General features: G+C 37.2%; 24 protein-coding genes. 15 read left to right on the top strand and 9 right to left on the bottom strand.

Going from position 1 to position 25,358, the window contains the following annotated elements; all coding sequences use genetic code 11:
• Positions 1 to 130 precede the first annotated feature (130 nt).
• On the top strand, positions 131 to 1,192 hold the full coding sequence (locus NSS81_RS00855; RefSeq protein WP_342431695.1) for an LLM class flavin-dependent oxidoreductase: 1,062 nt from the start codon (positions 131 to 133) through the stop codon (positions 1,190 to 1,192).
• A gap of 778 nt (positions 1,193 to 1,970) precedes the next feature.
• Here NSS81_RS00855 and NSS81_RS00850 read toward each other — a convergent pair.
• Positions 1,971 to 2,876, bottom strand: coding sequence for a nuclease-related domain-containing protein (locus tag NSS81_RS00850; RefSeq protein WP_342431694.1), 906 nt, complete (start codon positions 2,874 to 2,876; stop codon positions 1,971 to 1,973).
• A gap of 240 nt (positions 2,877 to 3,116) precedes the next feature.
• Here NSS81_RS00850 and NSS81_RS00845 point away from each other — a divergent pair, with 240 nt between their 5' ends.
• On the top strand, positions 3,117 to 3,620 hold the full coding sequence (locus tag NSS81_RS00845; RefSeq protein WP_342431693.1) for a hypothetical protein: 504 nt from the start codon (positions 3,117 to 3,119) through the stop codon (positions 3,618 to 3,620).
• 110 nt (positions 3,621 to 3,730) lie between these two features.
• On the opposite strand, the gene NSS81_RS00840 is transcribed toward NSS81_RS00845, so the two are convergent.
• Positions 3,731 to 4,195, bottom strand: a complete 465-nt coding sequence (locus NSS81_RS00840; protein ID WP_342431692.1) for a CD3072 family TudS-related putative desulfidase — start codon at positions 4,193 to 4,195, stop codon at positions 3,731 to 3,733.
• Between the two features lie 384 nt (positions 4,196 to 4,579).
• Here NSS81_RS00840 and NSS81_RS00835 point away from each other — a divergent pair, with 384 nt between their 5' ends.
• Positions 4,580 to 5,695, top strand: a complete 1,116-nt coding sequence (locus tag NSS81_RS00835) for a cysteine desulfurase family protein (RefSeq protein WP_342431691.1) — start codon at positions 4,580 to 4,582, stop codon at positions 5,693 to 5,695.
• A 90-nt stretch (positions 5,696 to 5,785) separates the two neighbouring features.
• On the opposite strand, the gene NSS81_RS00830 is transcribed toward NSS81_RS00835, so the two are convergent.
• The 5 genes from NSS81_RS00830 to NSS81_RS00810 form a co-directional block, all read right to left on the bottom strand.
• Positions 5,786 to 6,565: a Cof-type HAD-IIB family hydrolase gene (locus NSS81_RS00830; protein ID WP_342431690.1), complete on the bottom strand. Its 780-nt coding sequence runs from the start codon at positions 6,563 to 6,565 to the stop codon at positions 5,786 to 5,788.
• Between the two features lie 86 nt (positions 6,566 to 6,651).
• The gene (locus tag NSS81_RS00825) at positions 6,652 to 7,371 is read right to left on the bottom strand and encodes a GDSL-type esterase/lipase family protein (RefSeq protein ID WP_342431689.1); all 720 of its coding nucleotides are present in this window, start codon (positions 7,369 to 7,371) and stop codon (positions 6,652 to 6,654) included.
• 50 nt (positions 7,372 to 7,421) lie between these two features.
• A complete protein-coding gene (locus NSS81_RS00820) occupies positions 7,422 to 8,420 on the bottom strand; it encodes an acyltransferase family protein (RefSeq protein WP_342431688.1) in 999 nt (332 codons plus the stop codon).
• A gap of 210 nt (positions 8,421 to 8,630) precedes the next feature.
• Positions 8,631 to 9,077, bottom strand: a complete 447-nt coding sequence (locus tag NSS81_RS00815; RefSeq protein ID WP_342431687.1) for a GNAT family N-acetyltransferase — start codon at positions 9,075 to 9,077, stop codon at positions 8,631 to 8,633.
• Positions 9,078 to 9,210: 133 nt separating this feature from the next.
• Positions 9,211 to 10,632 carry a Na+/H+ antiporter NhaC family protein gene (locus NSS81_RS00810; protein WP_342431686.1) on the bottom strand — a complete coding sequence of 474 codons (1,422 nt, stop codon included), beginning with the start codon at positions 10,630 to 10,632 and terminating at the stop codon, positions 9,211 to 9,213.
• A gap of 174 nt (positions 10,633 to 10,806) precedes the next feature.
• Between NSS81_RS00810 and NSS81_RS00805 the strand changes: the two genes are divergently transcribed.
• The 3 genes from NSS81_RS00805 to NSS81_RS00795 all read left to right on the top strand — a co-directional run bounded on the left by NSS81_RS00805 (position 10,807) and on the right by NSS81_RS00795 (position 13,743).
• Positions 10,807 to 12,057, top strand: a complete 1,251-nt coding sequence (locus NSS81_RS00805; protein WP_342431685.1) for an MFS transporter — start codon at positions 10,807 to 10,809, stop codon at positions 12,055 to 12,057.
• Positions 12,058 to 12,071: 14 nt separating this feature from the next.
• Entirely contained in the window at positions 12,072 to 12,629 is a 558-nt protein-coding gene (locus tag NSS81_RS00800; RefSeq protein WP_342431684.1) for a class I SAM-dependent methyltransferase, read from the top strand.
• Between the two features lie 145 nt (positions 12,630 to 12,774).
• Positions 12,775 to 13,743 (top strand): ribose-phosphate diphosphokinase, encoded by a 969-nt coding sequence (locus NSS81_RS00795; RefSeq protein WP_342431683.1) that lies wholly within the window; start codon positions 12,775 to 12,777, stop codon positions 13,741 to 13,743.
• A gap of 102 nt (positions 13,744 to 13,845) precedes the next feature.
• Here the strand turns inward: NSS81_RS00795 and NSS81_RS00790 are convergent, their stop codons facing one another.
• Positions 13,846 to 14,673: a formate/nitrite transporter family protein gene (locus NSS81_RS00790; protein WP_342431682.1), complete on the bottom strand. Its 828-nt coding sequence runs from the start codon at positions 14,671 to 14,673 to the stop codon at positions 13,846 to 13,848.
• A 332-nt stretch (positions 14,674 to 15,005) separates the two neighbouring features.
• Here NSS81_RS00790 and NSS81_RS00785 point away from each other — a divergent pair, with 332 nt between their 5' ends.
• From NSS81_RS00785 to NSS81_RS00765, 5 genes are all read left to right on the top strand, one after another.
• Positions 15,006 to 15,707 (top strand): lysophospholipid acyltransferase family protein, encoded by a 702-nt coding sequence (locus NSS81_RS00785; protein ID WP_342431681.1) that lies wholly within the window; start codon positions 15,006 to 15,008, stop codon positions 15,705 to 15,707.
• Positions 15,708 to 15,872: 165 nt separating this feature from the next.
• The gene (locus NSS81_RS00780; RefSeq protein ID WP_342431680.1) at positions 15,873 to 16,637 is read left to right on the top strand and encodes a GNAT family N-acetyltransferase; all 765 of its coding nucleotides are present in this window, start codon (positions 15,873 to 15,875) and stop codon (positions 16,635 to 16,637) included.
• 23 nt (positions 16,638 to 16,660) lie between these two features.
• Positions 16,661 to 17,164, top strand: coding sequence for a hypothetical protein (locus NSS81_RS00775; protein ID WP_342431679.1), 504 nt, complete (start codon positions 16,661 to 16,663; stop codon positions 17,162 to 17,164).
• A gap of 97 nt (positions 17,165 to 17,261) precedes the next feature.
• Entirely contained in the window at positions 17,262 to 17,981 is a 720-nt protein-coding gene (locus NSS81_RS00770; RefSeq protein WP_342431678.1) for a DUF2161 family putative PD-(D/E)XK-type phosphodiesterase, read from the top strand.
• A 180-nt stretch (positions 17,982 to 18,161) separates the two neighbouring features.
• Positions 18,162 to 18,611, top strand: a complete 450-nt coding sequence (locus NSS81_RS00765; RefSeq protein ID WP_342431677.1) for a carboxymuconolactone decarboxylase family protein — start codon at positions 18,162 to 18,164, stop codon at positions 18,609 to 18,611.
• A gap of 111 nt (positions 18,612 to 18,722) precedes the next feature.
• On the opposite strand, the gene ilvB is transcribed toward NSS81_RS00765, so the two are convergent.
• Positions 18,723 to 20,411, bottom strand: a complete 1,689-nt coding sequence (ilvB, locus tag NSS81_RS00760) for a biosynthetic-type acetolactate synthase large subunit (RefSeq protein ID WP_342431676.1) — start codon at positions 20,409 to 20,411, stop codon at positions 18,723 to 18,725.
• 159 nt (positions 20,412 to 20,570) lie between these two features.
• On the opposite strand from ilvB, the gene NSS81_RS00755 reads away from it, so the two are divergent.
• The 4 genes from NSS81_RS00755 to adhE all read left to right on the top strand — a co-directional run bounded on the left by NSS81_RS00755 (position 20,571) and on the right by adhE (position 25,273).
• A complete protein-coding gene (locus tag NSS81_RS00755) occupies positions 20,571 to 21,035 on the top strand; it encodes a hypothetical protein (RefSeq protein ID WP_342431675.1) in 465 nt (154 codons plus the stop codon).
• Between the two features lie 86 nt (positions 21,036 to 21,121).
• Entirely contained in the window at positions 21,122 to 22,117 is a 996-nt protein-coding gene (locus NSS81_RS00750; RefSeq protein WP_342431674.1) for a serine hydrolase, read from the top strand.
• 254 nt (positions 22,118 to 22,371) lie between these two features.
• A complete protein-coding gene (locus NSS81_RS00745) occupies positions 22,372 to 22,599 on the top strand; it encodes a hypothetical protein (RefSeq protein WP_342431673.1) in 228 nt (75 codons plus the stop codon).
• A gap of 70 nt (positions 22,600 to 22,669) precedes the next feature.
• Positions 22,670 to 25,273, top strand: a complete 2,604-nt coding sequence (adhE, locus tag NSS81_RS00740) for a bifunctional acetaldehyde-CoA/alcohol dehydrogenase (protein WP_342431672.1) — start codon at positions 22,670 to 22,672, stop codon at positions 25,271 to 25,273.
• Positions 25,274 to 25,358 lie beyond the last annotated feature (85 nt).

Raw genomic sequence — 25,358 nt, 5'->3', positions numbered from 1 at the left:
TAGAAATGCTATTTAGGTATATCAAAAACTTTTTTAATTTGAGGGGACAAGTTAAAATGATTAGTAGGATATTGTAAGATGTGATTTCTCTGGTATTAAACCAGACGATACATAATAGGAGGGTTTTCTAGTGGAAATAGGTATAAGTACGTTTGTGGAGACAACGCCGGATGTTGAAACGGGTGCAGTAATCAGTCATGGAGAACGAATTCGCGAGGTTGTCGAAGAAATTGTATTAGCAGATCAGGTAGGGTTGGATATCTTCGGTGTCGGCGAGCATCATCGCGAAGATTATGCGGCATCTTCTCCAGCGGTGGTTCTGGCAGCAGCGGCGTCGCAAACCAATCGGATACGTCTGACAAGTGCGGTAACCGTACTATCTTCAGCCGATCCTGTACGAATATTTCAGGATTTTGCAACTCTTGATGCCATCTCCAATGGACGTGCTGAAATTATGGCAGGTCGAGGTTCGTTTATCGAGTCCTTTCCGCTATTTGGCTATGATTTAAAAGACTATGATGCACTATTTGACGAGAAACTGGAGTTATTATTGAAAATTCGTGAATCTGAAAAAGTGACTTGGAAAGGCGGACACCGGCCAGCTATAAATAATCTCGGTGTGTACCCAAGACCAGTTCAAAATCCTTTACCAGTTTGGATAGGAAGCGGCGGAAGTCAGGACTCCGTCATCCGTGCAGGCTTACTCGGGCTTCCGTTAGTGCTAGCCATTATTGGCGGCAGTCCCTTGCATTTTGCGCCTCTAGTCCAGCTTTATAAGAAGGCGGCTACCCATGCCGGCCACGATGTATCGAAGCTGCCAGTTGCTTCGCACTCTCACGGTTTTATTGCGGAGAGCACTGAAGTGGCGGCAGATAAGTTTTTCCCTTCAACCCAGCAAGCAATGAATAAATTAGGAAGAGAGCGCGGTTGGGGAAGGTATGACCGCTCTAGTTTCGATGCTGCTCGAAGCTTTCAAGGTGCATTATACGTAGGTGATTCAAAAACCGTCGCTGAAAAAATCATTCATCTGCGCAAAAATGTAGGCATCACACGCTTCATGCTTCACGTCCCCGTAGGCACCATGCCACATGATGAGGTAATGAGTGCGATCGAACTATTAGGAAAAGAAGTTGCACCGATGGTCCGAGAAGAGATTTCTAGATGGGAAGCTGAGGGTGGAGAGGATTTGTAGGTAGAGTATATAATCTACGTGAAATATTTAATATAAAGCTCTCTTAAGGACAAAACCCAACAAGGAAGCCTGTGTAATGTCTTTAATAAGCTCTCTTGAAGACAAAACTCAACAGTGAAGCCTGTGTAATGTCTTTAATAAGCTCTCTTAAAGACAAAACCCAACAGGGAAGCCGGAGGAATGTCTTTAATAAGCTCTCTTAAAGACAAAACTCAACAGGGAAGCCTGTGTAATGTCTTTAATAAGCTCTCTTGAAGACAAAACTCAACAGTGAAGCCTGTGTAATGTCTTTAATAAGTTCTCTTAAAGACAAAACCCAACAAGGAAGCCTGTGTAATGTCTTTAATAAGCTCTCTTGAAGACAAAACTCAACAGTGAAGCCTGTGTAATGTCTTTAATAAGCTCTCTTAAAGACAAAACCCAACAGGGAAGCCGGAGGAATGTCTTTAATAAGCTCTCTTAAAGACAAAACTCAACAGGGAAGCCTGTGTAATGTCTTTAATAAGCTCTCTTGAAGACAAAACTCAACAGTGAAGCCTGTGTAATGTCTTTAATAAGTTCTCTTAAAGACAAAACCCAACAGGGAAGCCGGAGGAATGTCTTTAATAAGCTCTCTTAAAGACAAAACTCAACAGGGAAGCCTGTTTAATGTCTTTAAGGAGCTGTCTTAAGGACAAAATCCAACAAGAAACCAAGAGGAATGTCTTTAATATGCGTAATTAAGACTAGTAGCTTGATCTGACAGAGGATAATGTGAGTAACAAATGCCATTGTGGCCTTACTCATAAAAAGCCCATTGACCAAACCCCTTAATCTTAAAATTTCTCTCAAGTATCCGTGCAATTCTTTTTTTAGACTCAACCACCTGACACCATTCATGTACTTCTTTTGTTGTAATTTTTCGATCTGGAAAAAGTAGCTTAATTTCATTAACACTGCGCAGAACAGCTGATTCAATAGATTCTTCACACCCACAATCATTACAAATCAATTTTTTACCATGTACTGACAACGCAAAGGAACTACATTTTTTGCAATTACCCCCTTTTTTAATTTTGTCATACTCATAAGGGGGTAATCTCCCATAGGGGGATTCAACAATATGTAATGAAACCAACCTTTCCGCTAGCTTTGTGTGCCAACTATTCAGTTTTGTCTGCTTTTTGTTTAATTTCTTCATAAATCGATTAAGTTGACCTGGAAAAATTATCGGCAGGTTTTTTGGGGTCTGAAATAAGGCAAACTCGGGGTTTATGAAAACAACGTATCCTTCAATGGGTAAGTTATATCCAATAGTCTGGTTTAGCTGGCGAAGCAAGGATTTGCTTCGTTTTAATTGGTCAAATGGATTTTTCCTTTCCTGTCCTGAAAAAGTTTGGAAACTTTCCTCATCATAACAATAATCACCTTCATAATTTTTCACCTCAAATTGGTAAATTGTTTCTTGAAAAATAATCAAGGTGTCGATTTGGAACTTTGTGCCGTTAATCTCGAGCAGTAAATCGTTCAAAATTAAGCAAGTACTTTCAAGCTCCTCTGTCAATAAATCAAATTGAACTTCACCTGCATATCCCTTTTCAAGGTAAGAATAATTCTTCCGGCATTCCTCCGATAGTTCCATTCGTGTGTTTAAAATTCTTAGAATTCGTAATTCTAGCGATTCAGTTCGGGATTTAAAAGCCATATTCCACTTCCTTTCTCCATTCAGACAATTACAAGTTAATTTTATAGAAAACACACAGAGAAGAGTATGAATATTTTGTTAACATTTAGACTATAGCTAGTTTGAATAATCTCCAGTAATTTCAAAAAATTCAATATTTGTACACATATTGATCTCAATAATAAAACATGATTGTGCTAGGATGATATTGGTTGATTTGCTAGATTATGATCAACTAAAAAATATAAAAGGAGATAGATTATGGGACTTGATATGTATTTAATATCTTTACCGAAGATTGAAGGAATGGACTATGAAGAAGTCCATATAGCAAATGCCTATTTACATCAACATGAAACAGAACAGAATGAAACGTATCAAAAATTAAAACCATACGTTAAGCACTTTGAGGAATATGGACGATCTTGGGACAGTATCCTTGAAGAAGTTGCTTACTGGAGAAAGGCTAACCAAATCCACCATTGGTTTGTTGAAACACTCCATAACGGGGAAGATGAACCCTGTTTTACGCAAGAAGTAACAAAAGACAATCTGATAGATCTAAATAACTTATGTATAAAAGTACTTAAGAAAAAGTCAGCTCCCCAAAATATTCTGCCAACAAGACCAGGTTGTTTCTTCGGTAACCTACATTACAATGATTTCTATTACAAAGAGATTTATGAGACCCAAGCGTTACTAGCTTATCTCATTACACACTTCAATTTTGAAACCCACTATTTATTATATCAATGTTCATGGTAAACCCATCCCTCTATAAATTTAAACCATTAACTCATACATCCAAAATTCATAAAAGTAACTAATGAAAAAATTAAAAACCTGCTAGGAAATTAGCAGGCTTTATAGAAATTTCATTTCAAATTATGCTCTTCACTATTAAAAGTAGGATTATTACTATTGGGTAAATACCAAAGTGTTTTCAAATTGATTCCATTTTCAACAAACAATGCAGAGAGTTCTTCTATAAATATTCCTCTGGTCGGGTCGCAGGAAGGGCTGCTTTGGATACCAAGGAGTCCTGCCATTTCATACTCGTTTTTCAGGTACTCCTTGGCTTGACTAAGGACTGGAGCCAGGATTTCCCGACAATGTTTCCTATACTCAGGCGTATTGTATTGTTCATATGTCATCGATGGCCGATTCAACCCGAGATAAGTAAATTCGGGGCAGGGTAATTGGACAATGCCAAATCCCTCTTTTATTGCCCATTCTGTGGCTGAAAGGATTGCTCCTTCAGCCCTTGCCTCGGTTTCAATGACCGTGTTCTGGTTCAAGATACAATGGGAGACTAGTAGAATCCTTTTGTTACGCCGCATTTCTATTTTCCTTCTTCATTAATTTTGAAAAGTTTGGAAGTCGGATTAAGGGAATCCCCATTGCTTCATAAGCTAAGATCATCTTTTTATTTTTATTCATACTAAATTCCTCCCCTAAAATTACATAATGTATATTTTCTCCATAGCAGCTTGTATAATAGATTAGTAAATTCTTAAATTACCTGTTGAAAGGAAATTTTGGTAGAATTGGTGTAGTCCTATTATTCGAATTTCGACCTGATGGTCAAGCAACAATTAATATGATAATTATGGCAATTTTATTACTAATATTCCAATTAGATGGGTTTTCCAGTTTTTTAACAGAAAATATATATTAGTTGGATTAGAGTTATTTTTAAAATAATTGGAGAGTGGGGAAGGATCTTGCAAAAAATATACCTTGATTACAATGCCAGTACACCTTTAGCTCCAGAGGTAGTAGCATCGATGCAACCGTTATTAAATGATTTTTACGGTAATCCATCAGCGTTACATTGGGCAGGTAAACCAGTAAAGGAATTGTTACACAAGGCTAGAGAGCAGACTGCAGCATTAATTGGCTGTTCTCCGAGAGAAATTATTTTTACAAGCGGGGGAAGTGAGGCAAATAACCTTGCACTAAAAGGGTATTTTTATAAAAATAGAAAGAAAGGTAATCATATCATTACCTCCAAGGTGGAACATCCAGCAATTATCAATCCGTGTAAATTTCTAGAAGAAGCAGGTGCAAGGGTTACATATGTAGGTGTTGATCGCTTTGGGAGAGTATTACTGGAAGAAATAGAAAAGGCAATTACAAAAGATACGATTCTCATTTCTATTATGCACTCGAATAATGAAGTAGGGACGTTACAACCAATAAAAGAGATCGGGAGAATGGCTGAAAGGTATGGAATTGCTTTTCATACAGACGCTTCACAATCCGTTGGAAAAGTACCTATTGATGTTAATGAGTTAAAAGTAGGTATGCTCACAATCGCTGGACATAAGCTTTATGCACCTAAAGGAATTGGCGTATTGTATGTTAAAGAAGGGATTGAACTTGAACCACTTATCCATGGGGCAGGACATGAATTTGGACTTCGGGCGGGGACGGAGAATACTCTATTAGCAGTGGGATTAGGGAAGGCATGTGAAATCGCTAGAAATCATGTGGAAAATAGTAAAATAAAGGAGTTGACCGATTATTTCTGGGGACAGTTAAAGGAGGCTTTCGGAGACGAGATTGTACTAAATGGTCATCCTGAAGAACGGTTGCCGAATACCTTGAATGTATGCTTTGTTAATAAGATTGGACAGAGTTTGCTAGATAGAATCCCTAATTTAGCTGCTTCTACTGGATCAGCCTGTCATGCAGGAAGGATTGAATTATCACCTGTATTAAAAGAGATGCAAGTTCCTGAGGAAGTAGGGATGGGTGCCATTCGGTTTAGCTTAGGCCGGTTTACGACGAAAGCAGAAATTGATCAAGTGATTGATAGCTTAATAGAAATCCTGTAGGTTCTTATTTCTTTCTGAGAACTTATTCGATAGTAGTAAAGAAAATCCAGTGTCAGTTTTCTGACACTGGATGCTCATTAAATATCCTTATTAGATTAAACCGAGACGCTTTAAACCATGGAGGACACCGTCTTCTTCGGCGGAGAGGGTGACCATATCGGCAGCCTGTTTGACTTCCTGTCGGGCACCGCCCATGGCCACGCCCATTCCTGCCATTGTGAGCATCTCAATATCATTTAAACCATCTCCAAATGCAACGGCCTCGTCAGGCGCAATCCCGAGGTTTTCTAACAATTTTGTTAGGCCGACTGCTTTATGTGAATTGGTTACATTCACATCGCAGGTTCTTGCTCCAGAACTCCACCTCCTGAAGTCTAATTCAGGAATATCTGTTTGATAGCGCAACTCCTCTTCTAAATCACAATGAAGGAACAATTGATAAATATCCTGATCTTGCCAAAACTGACTAGGTGCAAGTTCTGGCCTCCACGTTTCATGCCTAAATGCTTCCACGACGAATGGGTGAGTCAAATCTGTTGCCTTAAAGCTTTTACCGCCTAAAAAGGTAAGCGGATGTTTTGACTGATGAGACAATTCATTTATTTTCTTTAAAACACTTTTTTCAAAAACATTCTTGTATATTTCTTTTCCCTCATGATAAACATAGGCGCCATTAAAAAAGACCATGGAGTCCACACCAGTTTCCTGGATAATGGATGTTGAAAAATAGGGAGCTCTTCCTGTAGCAATGACCACTTTCAAGTTTTTTTCTTTTAATTGGTGTATGGCATCCAATGTAGCCTGGCTAATCGTCTTTTTGTGTGGAACAAGGGTTCCATCAATGTCTAAAATAACTGCCTTAAAATTCATAAAAAAACACCCCTAATCATGCTGATCAATCTTCTACAATAAACACAGGTAATCATAAGTATAACATGTTTTTTTAATCCAAATAATCATTCCGAAATCGTCGATTCTAAATGGCTAAAAAGTCGATCGGCAATCAGTTGATAACCAGCAGGATTTGGATGAAGCGAATCACTAAAATACAGCTTTTTTGGTTTGTCTTTAAATAAATCCAGTGTGGGGACATAGAGAGTCCGTTCAAAATTATTAATAATATCAATTATTTCGCTATTCCACTGCTCGATTAAGGAGAGAATTTCTTGTTGGTTCTGAAATTCAACATAGGGATGGAATAATCCTAAGACGAAAATCGGTGCAGTAGGATTTTCTCTTTTCATGATTTTTAGAACTTTATGCATATTATTAGAGAAGGTTAATCTCTCTGTAATAAGCATTTTTTTATTAAGAGGATTAAATTTATGATCCGTACTTTTGCGAAAATCGTTTGTACCGATGTAAAGTACCATATAAGTAGCTTTATTTAGTTGCTCCAGAATTTCTTCGTCCTGAAGCTGTTCTAAAATATCATCCGATGTATATTTCGGTATGGCATAGTTGCTCACTTGGACAGGAATACCCTTTTTTTCTTCAAGTTTACCCCTCACTATTTCTATATATCCCTGCCTTGAAGGATCCCCAGAACCATGTGTAATCGAATCACCCAAAGCGACGAGGTTAATCTCCTTTGAACTTGCCGAGGAACCTTGAATATAAGTGTAAGTACCAATTAGCATTAGTATAAAACAAAATATAATGATTTTATTTTTCATAAGTAAAGTTCTCCCGGCAAGTATCAAAGCAGTATTTATGGACGTTAACGTCAGTCCGTTGAATATTTTTTAAATAATGAAGATTTTAACTCAATAAAGGGCTGAGAAATCTTTCTTACCATTTTACTAGAAAGGAGTGCAATTAACAAAATCGATATGAACGTGAATATAAATATTTGTTCGGAATGATTTAAAATGCCCTCTAATTCACTGTTTCTAAAATATTTGATGAAAAAACCATGTAAAAGGTAGACATAAATCGAACTCGTGCCCCATTTTGTAAAGAAATATCTTTGTCTAGGGACCAATGCCAAGATGCTGAGAGTAGCCAGTAACGTTAGGAAATAAACACCTAAACGGATGATTCCTCCATTTAGATGTGAGTAGCTAAGTGCATCATACGGCTTGGAACCGAACAACCATTTATAGTCAAAACCTGGCAGCAAATAAAATGCCACAAAGATTGTACCTAAAATGATTAAGGAGAGATATCTGTATTTATTATTACTAAATTTTTCAAAGTAATCCTTTTTAAAGTAATATCCGAGTAGGAAGAATGGGAAAAATACAAAGGTTCGTGACAAGCTTAAATAGTTATTAATTTCATCAAAATAACCAACAGCTATTCCTAATGCTATCGCTAAAAATAGGGCAAAGCTTGCTTTCCATTTTGTAAACAGGAAAAGCATGACATTCCAGCAAAATAAGCTGATTAAAAACCATAAGGACCACTGTGGATTTAATGGGTCTAATGCAACTGCTGTTTGTTTGTTAATAAAGAAGTAATATATAGAGTATATCCCTTGAAAAATTAAATAAGGGATGATTAATTTTTTTGCGACCTTTTTTATATAACCTTGTTTTTGGAAGCCTTTCGCAAAAAAACCTGAAATTAGGATAAAAGCAGGCATATGGAACGTATATATTGTCGTATATAAAGTATGGATTAAGTGATCTTCGTGAATATATGATTGGATAAAGTGACCAAATACAACGAAAAAAACAAGAAGGAATTTTGCATTATCATAGTAAGCCGTTCGAGTTTTCATGTTCAACCTCCTAATAATTGTTATAGACTATCACACCATATTTCTATTCGTCTATAACTTTCGGGAGATTGTTAACTGTTTCTGGCCGTTTTAATCATACTGTAATTTAACTGTAACTGCTTAACATTTGGATTACATTTCTATTACTCACAATAGATGCATTATTATTCTTATATAATTTTTAAAACAGCGTCGTTATCATTTAAGTAATTATCCAAGATCCAGGTTCTTCGCCATCAAAGTGGAAACATCTTGAAAGCCTAATTTTTGATAAAGTCGTTTTGCGGGGTTTCCTGCATATACATTCAAGTGCACTTTATTAAATCCTTCTATTTTCAATTGATTGAATGCAGCCTTACATAATTTTTCTGCTATACCCTGATTCCGAAAATACGGAAGTACATACATTTCATTGATAAAACCGACCCATTCATCAGTATTTTGATCAATCATTCTGACGATGCCAACCCACCCATGAATAATATTGTTTTTTGAACGAACAAGGTAATAGCCTCCACCATTAAAAAATGGTGCCATTAATTCAGCTACTTTCTCCTGACTTGGTTTAACATAACCCATGGTTGCTTCTTTCATAACTGCCATATGATAATTTAATATTCTTTGTGTTTCATCACGTGTCGCTTTTCGGATGGTCATCTTGCGTTCATCTCCGTTTCAAGTCGCTAAATATCCACCATATTTTATGAGTGTAGAAAAGGAATAGTTCCCACTGGGTCTTGATATAGACGAAAGACCCCATGATTGGGGTCTTCATTATTTTTTTAGATATTCAAACAATAAAGAAAGCACTAACAAGATAGAAAACAATAGCAATTGCTCCACCTATGACAGAGATTTTTAATTTGTAGCGGGCATACTCGACAATGGGCAAATCCATAATTGATGCAGTGGTGATAGTCGTATCACCTAATGGGGAGGCCAACGCACCAAAGGCACCGCTGGCAAAGACCGCACCTACCGTTAACGGGATCGATGCACCAGTGGAGACAGCCAAAGAAACGCCTAATGGCATAAATAATCCCCATGTACCCCACGAAGAACCAATAAAGTAGCCTACCAGTGAACCAAGCAAAAATATCGTAGCCGGAGTCAAAAAAGCAGGGAGGAAGGATCCTAGTGTCGAACTAATAAAGGCGGAAAATCCAAGTTCCTCTGCAGATAACGTCAGTGACCAAATGAGAATAAGAAGACTGATGGCCTCCATCATTTGATTCCCGCCATCATAAAAGTGGTACAAAATTTCGTTTAAGGACTGCCTTCTTATAATATAAAAAATAAAGGAAAGGATTATGGTGATAAAAACAGCTAGGAGCATGACAAAGGTGGCGTCGGCAATCGAAAAAGCATCAAAAATGGTTTGGGCTCCCTTTGCTGACCCGTCCCGCCATAACAAAAATAAGGACAAGCCAAGCAATAAAAAGACAGGGACAATTAAGTTCCAAGGTTGTGCTTTTACCAAGGACAATTCTTTTTTAATCCCAGCCCTGTGAAATTCATGCTCTTCTTCTTCCATTTGTTCTTGGTCACCTTTTACGTTCTTATCCTTGGATTTAGACCAAAGGGTTTGGACCATTCCAATTACTAACATCACGATGGCATAAAAATTGAACAAAATACTAAGCAGGAAAATTTGATAAGGTGACATAGCTAAATTAAGATCTCTAGTGCTGCCTTCCACTAAGGAAACCATGAAACCGACAAAGGCGGTGGCAACTGGTAAAAGGACAATGACCGATTCCGTCGAAATATCCATGGTCAGTCCAACTTTTTTCTTAGAAACGTTCATTTTTTTAGCAAGCGATTTGACGACAGGTCCAATCATCATAATCCGAAACATCGGCATCATGAACGTAAAGGGGAGGGTAAGCCAAATAAGTCCAAGCAATCCGCGCTCGGTCTTAATCTTCCTCCCGACCCATTCCGAAAAACCTTTTATACCGCCGGATATATTCATCATCCCTACTAGACCGCCAAAAAAATAAAGAAAGGCAATGATTTTAATATTTGTCTCATCAGACAATGTGGTCACGATATAGGTAACCGATTGACTTGTACCTGTTAATAAATTGGAAGTAACAATCCATGACCCGACAATTAGTCCAACGACAAGACCAGGTAAGATATTTTTTAACCAGATAGACATAGAAATGACAATAAGAAAGGGTAAAACGGAAAGCCAAGTATATTCCAAAGTATCCACTCCTAAAACTTATACCATTATTCTTGACTGAACTGCATATAAATACTTATTTTTTTATCAAAGGTATAAGTTATTTGGTCTAGTGGGTATTTTTTAGTAGAATGTTATAGATGTTTAAGTTTATAAAAAGACTAGGCAAGCTAGGAAAGTGAAGGTAATGAATAAATGAATACAGCAACAAATGATTTAATGAGTAACTGGAAAAAGAATATTATTCTATTTTTAAGTAGTCAGTCGATATCCTTATTTGGTTCGGCTTTAGTTCAATATGCGATGATGTGGCATATAACGCTAACAACAGAGTCAGGTGTCATGATGACCTTGTATATCATTGCTGGTTTTATCCCTACTTTTATACTATCGCCATTTGCAGGGGTTTGGGCGGATCGGTACAACCGAAAAATCCTAATTATCTTATCAGATGGACTGATTGCGATTTCAACTTTGATACTCGCTATTGTCTTTTTAATGGGATATGAAGCGATTTGGTTGCTCTTCCTTATGGCAGCCATTCGTGCAATTGGCACAGGTATTCAAACCCCAGCGGTCGGTGCCATCTTGCCACAAATTGTACCTAAGGATAAACTGACAAAAGTGAACGGAACAAACGGAAGTCTGCAAGCAGTCATTATGTTCGTGGCACCGATGGTTAGTGCGGGTTTGTTGTCAGTCACTTCTATTGAAATGATTTTCTTTATTGATGTAATTACTGCAGCGATTGCCATCATAACCTTACTAGGATTTCTAAAAATTTCGGTGCATGAGAAAGCATCTGAACAACAAAAGACAAGCTATCTCAATGACTTTAAACATGGCTTAACATACATTAAAGATCACGATTTTCTAAAGACATTCTTTTTGTTTTTTGCCTTATTTTTTGTATTGATGGCACCTGCGGCATTTTTGACACCACTCCAAGTTACACGCAGCTTTGGTGATGATATTTGGCGTTTAACCGCTATCGAGCTTGCCTTTTCGATTGGAATGATGACCGGAGGTGGAATAATCGCTTCATGGGGAGGCTTCCAAAACAAAATTCATACAATGACATTAGCAAGTATTTTAATGGGAGCTTGTACCGTTGCGTTAGGTATTATTCCTGTCTTTTGGATTTATTTATTTCTAATGGGTGTATTTGGGGTAGCAATGCCAATTTTTAATACCCCAACGATGGTGTTATTACAAGAGAAAGTGGATGAAAATTATCTAGGGAGAATTTTTGGTGTTTTTGGAATGATATCCAGCTCAATGATGCCCTTAGGAATGCTGATTTTTGGTCCATTGGCAGATGTGATTGAAATTGAATGGCTGCTGATTGGAACAGGGCTACTCATGTTAATTCTAACTTTTTTCTTATCTCGTAACAAAGTATTACTCGAAACTGGTAAACCTGTAATAGATGAAGCCACTAATTAGGAGATAAACACAAAATGGAAGCTAGAGTGAAATGGAATAGCAAATATATAGAACGGTTAAACGATCTGATTGAACCAGTACCGAATACAAGATTAGAAAACTTGGCACCATATTTAACGGGGGGAGCGGCTTTGGACCTTGCTTGCGGCCTTGGCGGAAATAGTCAATTCTTAGCACAATTAAACTATAAAGTGGATGCGATTGATCTATCTGATGTGGCTGTCAACTATCTTCAGCAATTAGCAGCAAAGGAAAAGCTCTCCATCCAACCACGTCTTTGCGATCTTACGGAAATGACCAACCTTGATTGGAAAAAGAATTCTTTTGATTTGGTTGTCATAGCTTATTATCTCGATCGTGCACTATTTCCTTTAATTAAGTCACTCATAAAAGACAATGGTTATTTCTTCATGGAAACCTTTTTTCTATCATCTGCAAATGAGCATGAGGGAGTATCCAATCAGTACAAATTACAACCGGGAGAGTTATTGACTGAATTTAGAGATTGGCACGTTCTATTCTATGAGGAAAATCAACATGATGGACGGCAAACCATATTTTGTAAGAAGTAACGATTTTTATTAGTATGAGGCATCACTTATGTAATATTTCCATATGTAATGCCTCATTTTTTATTTAAACTACCATGGTAGCGCTTAATATAGTAAAATAAGATGAATTAGCAAAGTCTAGAAAAAGGTATGGTAGAAATTTTTAATGTGTGGGGGACCTATAGTGAAGTATCAACTAAATAATAGATTTAAAATGTTTACATTGAATTCAAATCGAAAGCTGGCAACAGAAATGGCAGCGCTTTTAGGCTGTGACTTAGGAAAGTGCACTGTCAATCACTTTAGTGATGGAGAGATTCAAATCTATATAGAAGAAAGTGTTAGAGGCAGTGAGGTATTTGTCGTTCAATCAACCTCCTATCCAGTAAATGATAATATCTTGGAGCTCTTGATTATGATTGATGCCTTGAAAAGAGCTTCTGCAGGTGTTATCAATGTGGTTATTCCCTACTACGGTTATGGTAGACAAGACCGAAAGGCACGTTCACGGGAACCAATCACTGCAAAGCTAGTGGCAAACCTATTAGAAGCAGCTGGTGCCAATCGAGTTCTTACTATGGATCTCCATACTCCTCAGCTTCAAGGTTTTTTTGATATACCTGTGGAACATCTTATTGGTGTACCCATCCTTACACGTTATTTCCAGGAAAAGGGATTAGAGGATATTGTCATTGTGGCAGCACATAATGGCAGCATTACTAGAGCAAGAAAAATGGCAAACCTGTTTCATGTTCCTCTTGCCCTTATCGATAAAAGAAAACTGGAGGAAAATGCTGTCGAAACTATAAATGTTGTAGGTAATGTAGAAGGAAAAAATGCAATTATAATTGATGATTTAATTGATACTGGTACAACAATTACAGGGGCGGCTAAGGCTTTAGAAGAAAATGGGGCAAAAACGATTTATGCTTGCTGTACTCATCCTGTTCTAACAGCGAACGCAATTGAGAAAATTGCTTCCTCACCAATTAAAGAATTAGTAGTAACAAATACAATCGAGTTACCAAATGAAAAGGTCATCGATAAAATAAAGATTATATCAGTAGCGCCTTTACTAGTAGAAGCAATCGATCGAATACACAACGAAAAAGCCGTAAGTCCCTTATTTGAATAAGGTAGGGACGGGGCCCCTAAGTGTAAATAATATAACTTAAAAAAAGTACCATAGCTCCATGCTAATAGATGGACCTGTGGTACTTTCCTTTTTTAAGTTTGTTTACATCCCAATCTTCTTTTCTAACCGTCCGGATTGTTTCGTTCCTTCTATTACAGTATAATCATTCTTTTTGTATGCAAACCAATAGGCCATTCCAATAAAGATTGCTCCTCCAGCTGCATTGCCTAAAAAAACAGGGATAAAATTACCCAAATAATCCCACCATGTAAAGTTTCCTGCGAAAATGGCTGCTGGTATGACAAACATGTTTGCGACAACGTGTTGAAATCCAATAGCAACAAATGCCATCGTAGGGAACCAAATTCCCGCAATTTTCCCCATCATATCTTCACTTCCATAAGACAGCCAAACAGCGGCAGCAACAAGCCAGTTGCATCCAATACCAGAAATAAAAGCTTGAATAAATGAAGCATCTAATTTATGTTCAGCAATTTGAATGGTACTTTCCAAATACACGCCTGTTTCCGTTAAGCCAACAATATGGCCAAAAAAATAAGCAACGAAGATTGCACCAAAAAAGTTACTTACGGTGATTAGCAGCCAGTTTTTTAAAATGTGTTTGGTTTGAATTTTGTTCGCGAACCTTGCTAAAGGTACGACCATCATATTACCTGTAAGCAGTTCTCCGCCAGCAATTAATGTCAGAATTAGTCCAATCGGGAAAACAGAAGCACCTAAAAATGAACTAATTCCGGATAAATCTCCAGATAGCGTTGCGGTGATACGTATATAAAGCAAAAAACCTAATGCGATAAATGCACCTGCTTGGAAACCTAAGATTAATGTTGTTAGTAATGGATAACTAGTCTTTTTAATCCCATTTTTAATCGAAATATCTAAAATCTTATCTGGTGTATGTAATGACATATTTATTATTCCCTTCAATCACTATAATTGTGAATCGTTTCACATTTTGTTCGACTATTATTCTATCGTATTGTCCTCCATTATGCTGTGAACATTTCTTTAACTTTTGGCTAGAAGATGAAATTTTACAATAAGTTGTTGATTCCCTGGATGGGAGTCACCCTTTTTTTGAATAATTATAGGAACCTTGATATATATCAATTAACAATGATAATCATTGTCATATAATGAGGATACAAATGAATTAGCTCAGCTATTATTAACTGAAAGCCTATCGCTTTTATATATCAAAGGTTGGCCGAGCACTGCAAAAAAAAAGAAAAGAGGAAAATATGCGAACTCTAGTATTTCAAGGATATTTGTGGGGCTTTATTTTAAGTAAGGCTAACAAAACATTTACGATTAAAAGATTAAATAAAGCTGGTAAGCATAAAGAGAAATTAGAATTAATTAACAGGTTTATTTTAAGATGTACAAAAAAATTAGTTAAAATATCAGGTGCTGATGTAACCGTAACAGGAACGGAAAATGTCCCTTTAGACAAACCTGTATTATATGTTGGAAACCATCAAGGGAATATGGATATTCCACTGTTATACTCCACCGCTCCCCAAACGATGGCATTTGTTGCTAAAAAGGAAATGGAAAAGATTCCGTTATTGGGTTATTGGATGAAGGAACGCGGATGTGTGTTTCTTGATAGGGATAACGCTCGAAGTTCCTTAAAGGCGATAAACGAAGCGATTGAAAAGATTAAATCAGGCTGTCCAATGGCTATTTTCCCAGAAGGAACGAGAAGCAGAGGTCCATATGTTGGTGATTTTAAAGCTGGCAGTTTACGAATTGCAATGAAATCAGGAGTGACTGTTATTCCTGTTTCTATCAAGGATTCATACAAATTATCAGAGAAGAAAGGAAAGTTTACTCCTGCAAAGGTCACTGTGCATTACTCTGAACCAATTGATCCAAAAAACTTTAAGAATACAAACGAACTAGCTGCAGAAGTTCTCACGCAAATAAAAAGACATTTGTAATAATGAATTGCTAACAATTTAAATATCCCCTTTTAATATAGTAGGTGATTAAAGCACTCGGTACCCCTCAATTCAACTGGGATTGAACCGAGTGCTTTTTTATTGTTTGCTAGGTATAATGAAGTTAATTGAATAGGCGAATTTTCATATTAAGTAAAAGGGGAGATGATTAAAGTGCAAATTACCTTTGATAATATTTATACGCTTGGCCATGTTGTATTTGAGAATCATCTATACAAACATATTCATTATCCTGAAATGCTAGTAAGATACGATAGTAATTTTATAGAGTTTAAACAAATACCATCTTTGATTGAATTTCAAAACGCAGAAACTTACCTAAGGGATTTCCATTTAAAAAATGGCCAAAAGCATGTTAAGTTTTATTTTCCTCCAAATGAAAGACTGGGAGCAGATTTAGATGATTACTTGAATCATTCTGGGTATGATATTGGTTTTCTCGAACTATACGCAATTCAGCCAAACCAATTTCCTACAGTAAATGAAAACCCGGAAATCGAGATTCAAGTAGTGACCGAAGTGAATCTGAAGCCATTTTTATTATTACAGTATCAGCACGATTTAGAATATGGTGTTGAATTTGCCAGTCAAAGACAAGAATTACATAAACGTAATTTCCAAGATCAGAATATTCAACAGTTATTTGCCTTATATAAAGGCGATCCTGCTGGCTCCGTTGATATTATAATTTCGGAAGATACCGCAGAAATTGATGGTTTAGTTGTGGATGAAGACTATCAGAGAAAGGGAATAGGAAGCAGGTTGCAGAAATTCGTTATGGAGAATTTTCAAGATAGAACAATTATACTAGTAGCCGATGGGGAAGACACTCCTAGAGAAATGTATAGAAGACAAAACTATAAATTTCACGGATATAAATATCATGTACAAAAAGTTTATGAAGATTAGTTAGTCGTCATGGGGGAACAGTTATGGTTGCGGTGAAGTCAGTAAAAATTGACGGTGAAAATATATATATATTTAAAAGTGCAATCTACATCTTTGAGTCAAGCATGGGATTCACTTTACAATTAGATGTTATTGTAAGTGAAGTGATTGTAAAGAAATATAAAAAAGAGGAAAACCTAATCATTGAGATAGAATTAGAAGATGGAAGAATCGTGGAATCCATTATGCATTTAAAAATTCTGCCAGGAGGGTTACCACAGCTTAATTTATTCTGTGAGATTGATAGCATTGAAGATTATGATGGCTTCGATACGTTTCATGAAAATGATTCTTTTTTTCCGAATATTGAAGAAGGCATCACGTTAAAAGAAATACGCGAAGTAGAAATGCCCTATGAAGACGTTCGTTTAAAATTAAAATTGCCAATTGACCAAGTGGAATGGTTGAAAACACAAAAAAACAAAGTATTGAATGAAATGTTTAAGGAATTTGTTTATGAGTATTGGAAAAGGCATAAATCTGAATAATTAATAGACTTATGAGGACCAATTTCTTAGTTTTTATAAAATTGGGCAGATAAATATATTTATTTTTATAAAGGTTTGAATTGGATGGTGATTACATATGAAAGAAACAAAAAAGCTTCTAGAGGTAGATTTATATAAACCAATTCAAACGTATTTTTCTCGAGATGGTTATGAGGTTTATGGTGAGGTTAAGGATTGTGATCTCGTTGCGGTAAAGGATGAGGAGTTAGTTGTAGTAGAATTAAAGCTTACCTTAAGTGTCGACCTCCTCATCCAAGCTGCAAAACGTCAGCGGATAACGGATCAAGTTTATATAGCCATTCCAAAACCAAAACATCGTCTAAGGTCGAAGGCATGGACTGATAAATGCCATTTGGTTCGGCGGTTAGAGCTAGGGTTGATTATTGTTTCATTCTCAGCGGGGCGTGCAAAAACAGAAGTGCTTTTTCAGCCTACTCCATTTAATCGTCGAAAGAGCAGCGGTCAGAGCAAGGTGAAGAGAAAAGCAATCATCAAAGAAATCGCTGGTCGCAGTGCCGATTACAATGTAGGCGGAAGTAATCAGACAAAAATTATGACAGCCTATAAAGAAAATTGCATCCAAATTGGATGTTATCTGGAAAGAGAAGGTCCGTTATCACCCAAGTTGTTAAAAAACATGGGAACTGGCGATAAAACATCTTCCATTTTAACCAAAAACTACTATGGCTGGTTTGAAAGAATTAAGCGCGGAACCTATGCAATTACTGAAAAGGGACAAGATGAAATAAAGGAATATCCGGACCTTGTGAAATATTATTTGGATAAACTGTGGTAGATTGGAATAGGTACATATCCCCTAAGCTAACAATGATTAATCAATATATATTAAAATTCACTCTTGACTTGACCTAAGTCAAATAATTTTTAACTAGAATGGGTTAAACTAAAATTACTATCAACGATATATAGTAAATGCAAGATTTTAAAGAATACTCATTTTTGGGAGGCTATAAAAATGAAACAACGTGTTAATTATTACAAGGAAGCCCCTGAAGTTCTCAAAAACATGCTTGAAATGGAGAAATATACTGAAACTACGGGAATAGACCATAAACTTCGTGAACTTATTAAAATCCGAGCTTCTCAGATAAATGGATGTGCATTCTGTCTTAATATGCATACAGCTGATGCACGCAAAATAGGTGAAACGGAACAGCGTTTATACTGTGTCAGCGCGTGGAGGGACTGTGATTTTTACACGGATGCTGAAAAAGTTGCATTAGAGCTAACTGAACATGTGACCTTGATTTCGAATATGGGTGTACCCGATGAATTATTTAATCGTTTACGTGAACATTATAGTGAAAAGGAATATATAGATCTTGTTGTTCTAATCAACCAAATCAATAGTTGGAACCGCCTTTCCATTTCTATGGGAAATTTTGCAACTTCAAAGAACGAATAGAACTAAATTATCCACTTTTTCTTCAACAAAAAAACGCCAACACCGTAGAATGTATCCACGGTATTGGCTTTTTCTTTCTTTTTAAGGAAATTATAAAATTCCTGTAATGCGCTAAACGGGCGCTTGCGCCTTTTGTTCTCGAGATAGGATGGTTTGATGGTTGCTATGGTTCAAGGGAACCATCGGATAGACGTTTTCTTCTTCTATTATATCGAACTCCATGAGGGCTGGCCCTGGCTGTTGAAAAGCATCCTTAATGACCTGCTTTGCTTCCACTTCAGATCTAGCTCTAAAACCTGTCACACCATATGCCTGAGCAAGTTGAGCAAAATTAGGTGAGGTCAATTTCACCTCAGAATATCGCCGCTGATAAAATAGTTCTTGCCATTGACGGACCATACCAAGATAGCCATTATTTAAAATAGCAATTTTAATTGGCAGCTGATAATTCGCTACCGTTATTAGTTCCTGAAGATTCATTTGAAAGCTGCCATCACCAGAGACACAAATAACCGTCGAACCTGGACATGCAGCGGCTGCTCCAATGGTAGCAGGAAGCCCATAGCCCATCGTTCCCAAGCCGCCAGATGTGATCAGAGTTCGAGGTTGGGTAAATGCATAATGGTGTGCCGTCCATATTTGATGCTGACCCACGTCCGTCACAACAACTGCATCCTGATTAGAGCATTCACTAAGCAGTCGAATCACCGTCTGGGGGCTCAATACACTGTTGGAATGATTAAATCGGGGGACCGTCCGCTTCCAATCAACTGTCTCACTTTTCCAACCTTCTGTATTTGCATGGATTTTTTGATAGTCCAATAGATTTTTTATTGATGAAAGGAATTTTTTTGCATCGCTAACAATCGGGAGGTCCACAGTAATAATTTTATTGATTTCTGCAGGGTCTATATCAACATGTATTTTTCTCGACTTTGGCGAAAAGCTGCTGATTTTTCCTGTCACCCGGTCACTAAAACGAACCCCAATACAAATTAATAGATCACATTGGTGAACAGCTTTATTGGCCGCATACGTCCCGTGCATTCCAAGCATTCCCAGGTATAATGGATTTTCTGCCTCCATGGCGCCAATACCTAAAAGGGAGCTTACGACCGGAATTTGAGATTGCTGTACAATCTCTCTTAGTTCATCAGCTGCACCTGAAGAAATAACACCTCCACCAACAAATAGCACAGGCTTTCCTGCTGTTTCAATATATGCTTTTGCTCGCTCAATCAATTTTTCTGAAAGTTTTTTGTTTGCCTTCTCTAAGACTTGGCGGTTGGTTGGTATTTCCATTAGAGGGATAACGTCGGTAGTGAGTTCAATCAACACAGGACCTGGTCTCCCATCAGTTGCAATTGTTAGGGCGTTTTTGAGAACATCTTGAAAAGCATCTTTGAGATTGATTTTAAAAGCGTGTTTCGTTATGGCCATGGTTAGCCCTAAAATATCTAATTCTCCAAATGCATCCTGATATAATGAATTTTCCTGTAATGGTCCTGCTATGATCACCAATGGAACAGAGTCACTAAATGCGGTTGCAATCCCTGTAATCCCATTGGTTATTCCTGCTGCAGATGATAACAAGACCAGTCCAGGTTTACCAGTTACTCGTGCGAACCCATCAGCAGCATGAACAGCGGCTTGCTCATGTTTCATGCGATAATATCTGACATTTGTGTCTTGTGGGAACATGAATCCTTGGTCCTCACAACCAAACAAGCAATCCACCCCGAGTGAACTTAATGAAGCTAAGACCATGTTTTCCTCTGTTATTTCTTTTACGAATGACATTACTTCACCTTTTCTTTTTTTGTTTTTAAAGAATATTCTAAATTATTCGTATCAATATGTATGTGAAAAATATCACGACTTTGAAAGTTTCTTAATTAAGGTATAAAACATATTAGAAATATGTTGTAATATTAATATACTAGGGAGGAAGTGTGGAGAGTGGAAAATAATATTTCTGATAAACTCAAAGATGACCTATTAGTGCTAAATAAAGATATTGGTGATAAAAATAGTAAACTGCTTAATGTAAACCAATTAATACGGGTTATTAAAAGGCTAGAATCTTTTTCTGGAGAATGTAAAGAGTGCGAGAAGTACTTAATTGAATTAAATAGACATATAGAGAACTTTAAAAAAAGACACGGTCAACACATGAAACTAGATTTTAAAGAGCATCAAAAAAAGGTAAACGAAATAATTTCCCATTTTCAAAAAGAACATAAATTAATATCGGACGGATATTACTTAAGTATTTACATATCAATTGGAACGAGCCTTGGTTTGGTTTATGGGCTTCTCTTTTCGGATAATCTATCGCTAGGTCTGTCTTTTGGTTTAGGCATCGGTGTTGCTATTGGTGCTAGTCTGGATGCAGATGCCAAGAAGAAGGGATTAATGATTTAATAGAAGAAAGTTTTTAGTAATTAGACTCAGTCTTTTGACTGGGTTATTATTTTTAAAAGAGAAGATTAGATTACATTGGAGGAAGTATGAAAATTAATAAATACTTAAGTCTTGTGATAGCTCTAGTTATTTTTACTGGAAGCTATCTATATATTACAGAAAATACTAAGAAACCTGAAGATGTTGAAAGACCTGTTAAACACGTTGCAGATCTTGATAGGGACCTTTCACAAAATATGAAAGAGATACCAAATGGATTTTTTATTGAACCTTTGCCGGAATTAGGTATCCAAGCAAAATCTGTGATTTTGATAAATACACAAAATGGCGATATTCTTTACAATAAAAACATTGATAAATCTTTGCCGGTTGCAAGTATGTCCAAGATCATGACAGAACTCTTGGTTCTAGAAGCAATTCGTGAAAAAAAAATCTCCTGGGACACACTAGTTTCTATCAGCGATTATGTTTATGCTATTTCCAATCACCCAGGATTTGCTTCGGTTCATTTAACAAGGGAACAACCCTATACCGTACGAGAGTTATTTGATGCAATGGTTATCCATTCGGCAAATGGTGCGACCATTGCTTTGGCTGAAACGGTTGCGGGCAGTGAAAAGGATTTTGTTATCATGATGAATGAAAAGGCAAATCTATTGGGATTGACTCAGTCAACTTTTGTTAACACTACGGGTTTGAGTAATAGTGATCTAGGTAATTTTTACTCAACAGGTTCTTCTCAAGATACAAATAGTATGTCTGCTAGGGACGTAGCCATGCTTGCTAAGCATTTGATTGAACAATTTCCTGAAGTCTTAGATGTCGTTAAGGAACCGAAAGTTACTCTCGGCCAGCAGACTTTCAGCAATACGAATTGGATGTTACCAGATAATAATCAAGCAAATGTAAGCTATGAAGGAGTTGATGGTCTTAAGACTGGATTCACTTATGAAGCTGGTTATTGTTTTGCTGGAACTGTAAAAAAAGATGATCTCAGGCTGATATCTGTGGTCATGGGGGCATCGACAAAAGTAACGCGTTTCTCAGAAACAAAACGGTTGTATGAGGCAGTTTATGAATAGGAGATTTATCCAGAAACATGGACTTGGATAGTAGTAGAAACAAAGCCTGTAAATAAAGGCATACTACTATAATGTTTATTGGGGAACGCTTTCAACTTCTGTTGTAATTCGTTTAGGGCTTTCTACCTATATATGAAAAAGTGCTGGTTTTACCATAATATAGAATATTTCAAAGTTTGTTCAATATTTCACATACTATTGTTGTTTTACTCGTGATATGCTTTATTTATAAAGAAACAAAGGAGTGATAGGACATGATGGTTTGCGATTGGAGAACTTTCTCTACAGATTTAGAAACCTATACGCAAGATGTGTTCGAGGCCGCCATAGGGGATGAATTTGAGGCAATGATGTTTAAAGAAAATGAACATGTACCTGCGTATATTTGGACAGTTAATTATGTGATTCGTGTAAATAAATATTCAAAAGTAATTTCAGATATTTCTTTTGAAAAGATTCCTAGAAATCCAGTCTGTGAATGAATAAAGTCCTTTTTTATTTATTACTACTTGTGAAGTATTTCACAATGATAAGCGAATAGGAGGAATTACAATGGCAATGGTGGAGAAAACAGTAAAAGATGTGCAAGATGTAACAGAAATGGTTGACTTACTGGTGGATAATGGTTTAAAAGCATTGGATGCATTCCGAAGCTATGACCAAGAAACGATTGATGAAATTGTGAAGCAAATGGCACTAGCTGGTCTTGACCAACATATGCCCCTGGCAAAGCTCGCAGTTGAGGAAACTAAACGAGGCGTATATGAAGATAAAATAATCAAAAACATGTTTGCGACAGAATATGTCTACCATAATATCAAATATGATAAAACCGTTGGTATCATAAGTGAAAATGAACATGAAGGAATTATTGAAATTGCCGAGCCAGTTGGTGTAATAGCAGGTGTAACCCCTGTTACTAACCCAACCTCGACAACGATGTTTAAAGCACTTATTTCCATTAAGACAAGGAATCCAATCGTTTTTGCCTTCCATCCATCCGCACAAAAATGTAGTAGTGAGGCAGCGCGTATACTGAGGGATGCAGCCATAAAGGCAGGCGCGCCAGAGAATTGTATTCAATGGATTGAAACACCATCCATTGATGCGACTCAAACTCTGATGAATCATTCAAAAATCTCAATGATCCTGGCAACCGGAGGTGCAGGGATGGTGAAATCTGCCTATAGCTCTGGTAAGCCTGCACTTGGAGTAGGACCTGGTAATGTACCATGTTACATCGAAAAATCAGCTAATCTCCATCAAGCAGTAAACGATCTGATTTTATCAAAAACGTTTGATAATGGGATGATTTGTGCCTCGGAACAGGCAGTTATCATTGACAAGGAACTGTATGAAAAAGTGAAAAGTGAGATGATCGCGAATAATTGTTATTTTTTAAACGAGGAAGAAAGAAGAAAAATTGAAAAATTAGTCATCAACGAACATTCCTGTGCAGTAAATCCTGATATTGTTGGGATGGCAGCGAGTAAAATCGCAGAAATGGCAGGAATCAAAGTCCCTGATCATACGAAGATTCTTGTTGCTGAATTAACAGGGGTAGGTCCAGGATACCCGCTATCAAGAGAAAAGTTAAGCCCAGTTCTAGCCTGTTATCAGGTTAACAGTCTTGAAGAAGGGTTAAAAAGAGCAGAAGAAATGCTCGAGTTTGGCGGGTTAGGGCATTCTGCGGTGATCCATTCTACAGATAAATCGGTAATTAAACAGTTTGGCTTACGGATGAAAGCAGGACGTATTATTGTAAACGCACCATCCTCTCAAGGAGCCATCGGTGATATATATAATGCTTATATGCCTTCACTGACACTGGGATGTGGCTCTTATGGAGGTAATTCTGTATCAACCAACGTAGGTGCGGTTCATCTAATCAATAGTAAAAAAGTGGCTCAAAGGACTGTTAATATGCAATGGTTTAAAGTTCCATCTAAAATCTATTTTGAGAAAAACGCAACCCAGTATTTAGCTAAAATGCCTAATATTTCCAAGGCGTTTATCGTTACTGATCCTGGAATGGTGAAGTTAGGTTATGTAGACAAGGTGCTATATTATTTAAGGAAGCGTCCGGATTATGTTCATTGCGAGATTTTTTCAGAAGTAGAACCTGACCCATCCATTGATACAGTGATGAAAGGTGCCGAAATGATGGCTAAATTCCAGCCGGATGTTATCATTGCACTTGGTGGAGGTTCGGCAATGGATGCTGCCAAAGGAATGTGGCTGTTCTATGAAAATCCGGAATCGGAGTTCTTTGGTTTAAAACAAAAATTCTTAGATATCCGTAAACGGATTGTTAAGTACCCTAAGCTAGGTGAAAAGGCACAATTTGTAGCTATTCCTACTACCTCTGGTACTGGATCAGAAGTAACGTCCTTCTCAGTTATTACCGATAAAGAAGCGAATATTAAATATCCGCTGGCCGATTACGAATTAACTCCAGACGTTGCAATTATTGATCCGCAGTTTGTGATGACGGTGCCAAAGCATATTACCGCAGACACTGGAATGGATGTACTGACGCACGCAATCGAATCGTATGTCTCTAGTATGGCAAATGATTATACTGATGGTCTTGCGATGAAAGCTATCCAGCTAATATTTGAGTTTCTACCAAGAGCATACAGAAATGGCAGTGATGAACTAGCCCGTGAAAAAGTGCATAATGCTTCAACGATTGCTGGTATGGCGTTTGCCAATGCCTTCCTAGGCATTAACCATAGCCTAGCACATAAGTTAGGATCAGAGTTTCATATTGCACACGGACGTGCAAATACGATTTTACTGCCACATGTCATTCGTTATAATTCGACTAAGCCGAAAAAGTTTACTGCGTTCCCGAAATATTCCCATTATATCGCAGACAAACGTTATGCGGAAATAGCGAGAACACTGGGTTTGTCAGCTAGGACAACAGAGGAAGGGGTCGAAAGCCTCGTTCAAGCCATTATTTTGCTTGCAACAGAGCTGGACATCCCAATGAGTATTGAAGAAAATAATGTAGAGAAAGCTTTATTCGAAAGCAAGGTAGAATACCTTGCCGAGCGGGCATTTGAAGATCAGTGTACAACCGCTAATCCAAAGCTCCCGTTAGTATCAGAATTAGCTGAGATCTATCGTCAAGCCTATAAAGGTGTCTAAAATATTAAACAAAACTCCCTGAGGGAACATAAAGGCATTTACTAACATAATGTTAAAGAGAGTCCAAGATTGGGCTCTTTTTTAG

The organism is Neobacillus sp. FSL H8-0543 (assembly GCF_038592905.1).
Lineage (GTDB): Bacteria > Bacillota > Bacilli > Bacillales > Cytobacillaceae > Neobacillus.
This window is presented reverse-complemented; position numbering and strand designations above follow the sequence as displayed.

Bases quoted from the DNA above. Each gene is read 5' to 3' on its own strand.
- NSS81_RS00795 (WP_342431683.1), top strand. From the start codon at position 12,775: ATGTGTGGGGGACCTATAGTGAAGTATCAACTAAATAATAGATTTAAA.
- NSS81_RS00765 (WP_342431677.1), top strand. From the start codon at position 18,162: ATGAAACAACGTGTTAATTATTACAAGGAAGCCCCTGAAGTTCTCAAA.
- NSS81_RS00805 (WP_342431685.1), top strand. From the start codon at position 10,807: ATGAATACAGCAACAAATGATTTAATGAGTAACTGGAAAAAGAATATT.
- NSS81_RS00785 (WP_342431681.1), top strand. From the start codon at position 15,006: ATGCGAACTCTAGTATTTCAAGGATATTTGTGGGGCTTTATTTTAAGT.
- NSS81_RS00770 (WP_342431678.1), top strand. From the start codon at position 17,262: ATGAAAGAAACAAAAAAGCTTCTAGAGGTAGATTTATATAAACCAATT.
- NSS81_RS00750 (WP_342431674.1), top strand. From the start codon at position 21,122: ATGAAAATTAATAAATACTTAAGTCTTGTGATAGCTCTAGTTATTTTT.
- NSS81_RS00830 (WP_342431690.1), bottom strand. From the start codon at position 6,565: ATGAATTTTAAGGCAGTTATTTTAGACATTGATGGAACCCTTGTTCCA.
- ilvB (WP_342431676.1), bottom strand. From the start codon at position 20,411: ATGTCATTCGTAAAAGAAATAACAGAGGAAAACATGGTCTTAGCTTCA.
- NSS81_RS00790 (WP_342431682.1), bottom strand. From the start codon at position 14,673: ATGTCATTACATACACCAGATAAGATTTTAGATATTTCGATTAAAAAT.
- NSS81_RS00800 (WP_342431684.1), top strand. From the start codon at position 12,072: ATGGAAGCTAGAGTGAAATGGAATAGCAAATATATAGAACGGTTAAAC.
- NSS81_RS00850 (WP_342431694.1), bottom strand. From the start codon at position 2,876: ATGGCTTTTAAATCCCGAACTGAATCGCTAGAATTACGAATTCTAAGA.
- NSS81_RS00825 (WP_342431689.1), bottom strand. From the start codon at position 7,371: ATGAAAAATAAAATCATTATATTTTGTTTTATACTAATGCTAATTGGT.
- NSS81_RS00845 (WP_342431693.1), top strand. From the start codon at position 3,117: ATGGGACTTGATATGTATTTAATATCTTTACCGAAGATTGAAGGAATG.
- NSS81_RS00775 (WP_342431679.1), top strand. From the start codon at position 16,661: ATGGTTGCGGTGAAGTCAGTAAAAATTGACGGTGAAAATATATATATA.
- NSS81_RS00745 (WP_342431673.1), top strand. From the start codon at position 22,372: ATGATGGTTTGCGATTGGAGAACTTTCTCTACAGATTTAGAAACCTAT.
- NSS81_RS00820 (WP_342431688.1), bottom strand. From the start codon at position 8,420: ATGAAAACTCGAACGGCTTACTATGATAATGCAAAATTCCTTCTTGTT.
- NSS81_RS00780 (WP_342431680.1), top strand. From the start codon at position 15,873: ATGATTAAAGTGCAAATTACCTTTGATAATATTTATACGCTTGGCCAT.
- adhE (WP_342431672.1), top strand. From the start codon at position 22,670: ATGGCAATGGTGGAGAAAACAGTAAAAGATGTGCAAGATGTAACAGAA.
- NSS81_RS00815 (WP_342431687.1), bottom strand. From the start codon at position 9,077: ATGACCATCCGAAAAGCGACACGTGATGAAACACAAAGAATATTAAAT.
- NSS81_RS00840 (WP_342431692.1), bottom strand. From the start codon at position 4,195: ATGCGGCGTAACAAAAGGATTCTACTAGTCTCCCATTGTATCTTGAAC.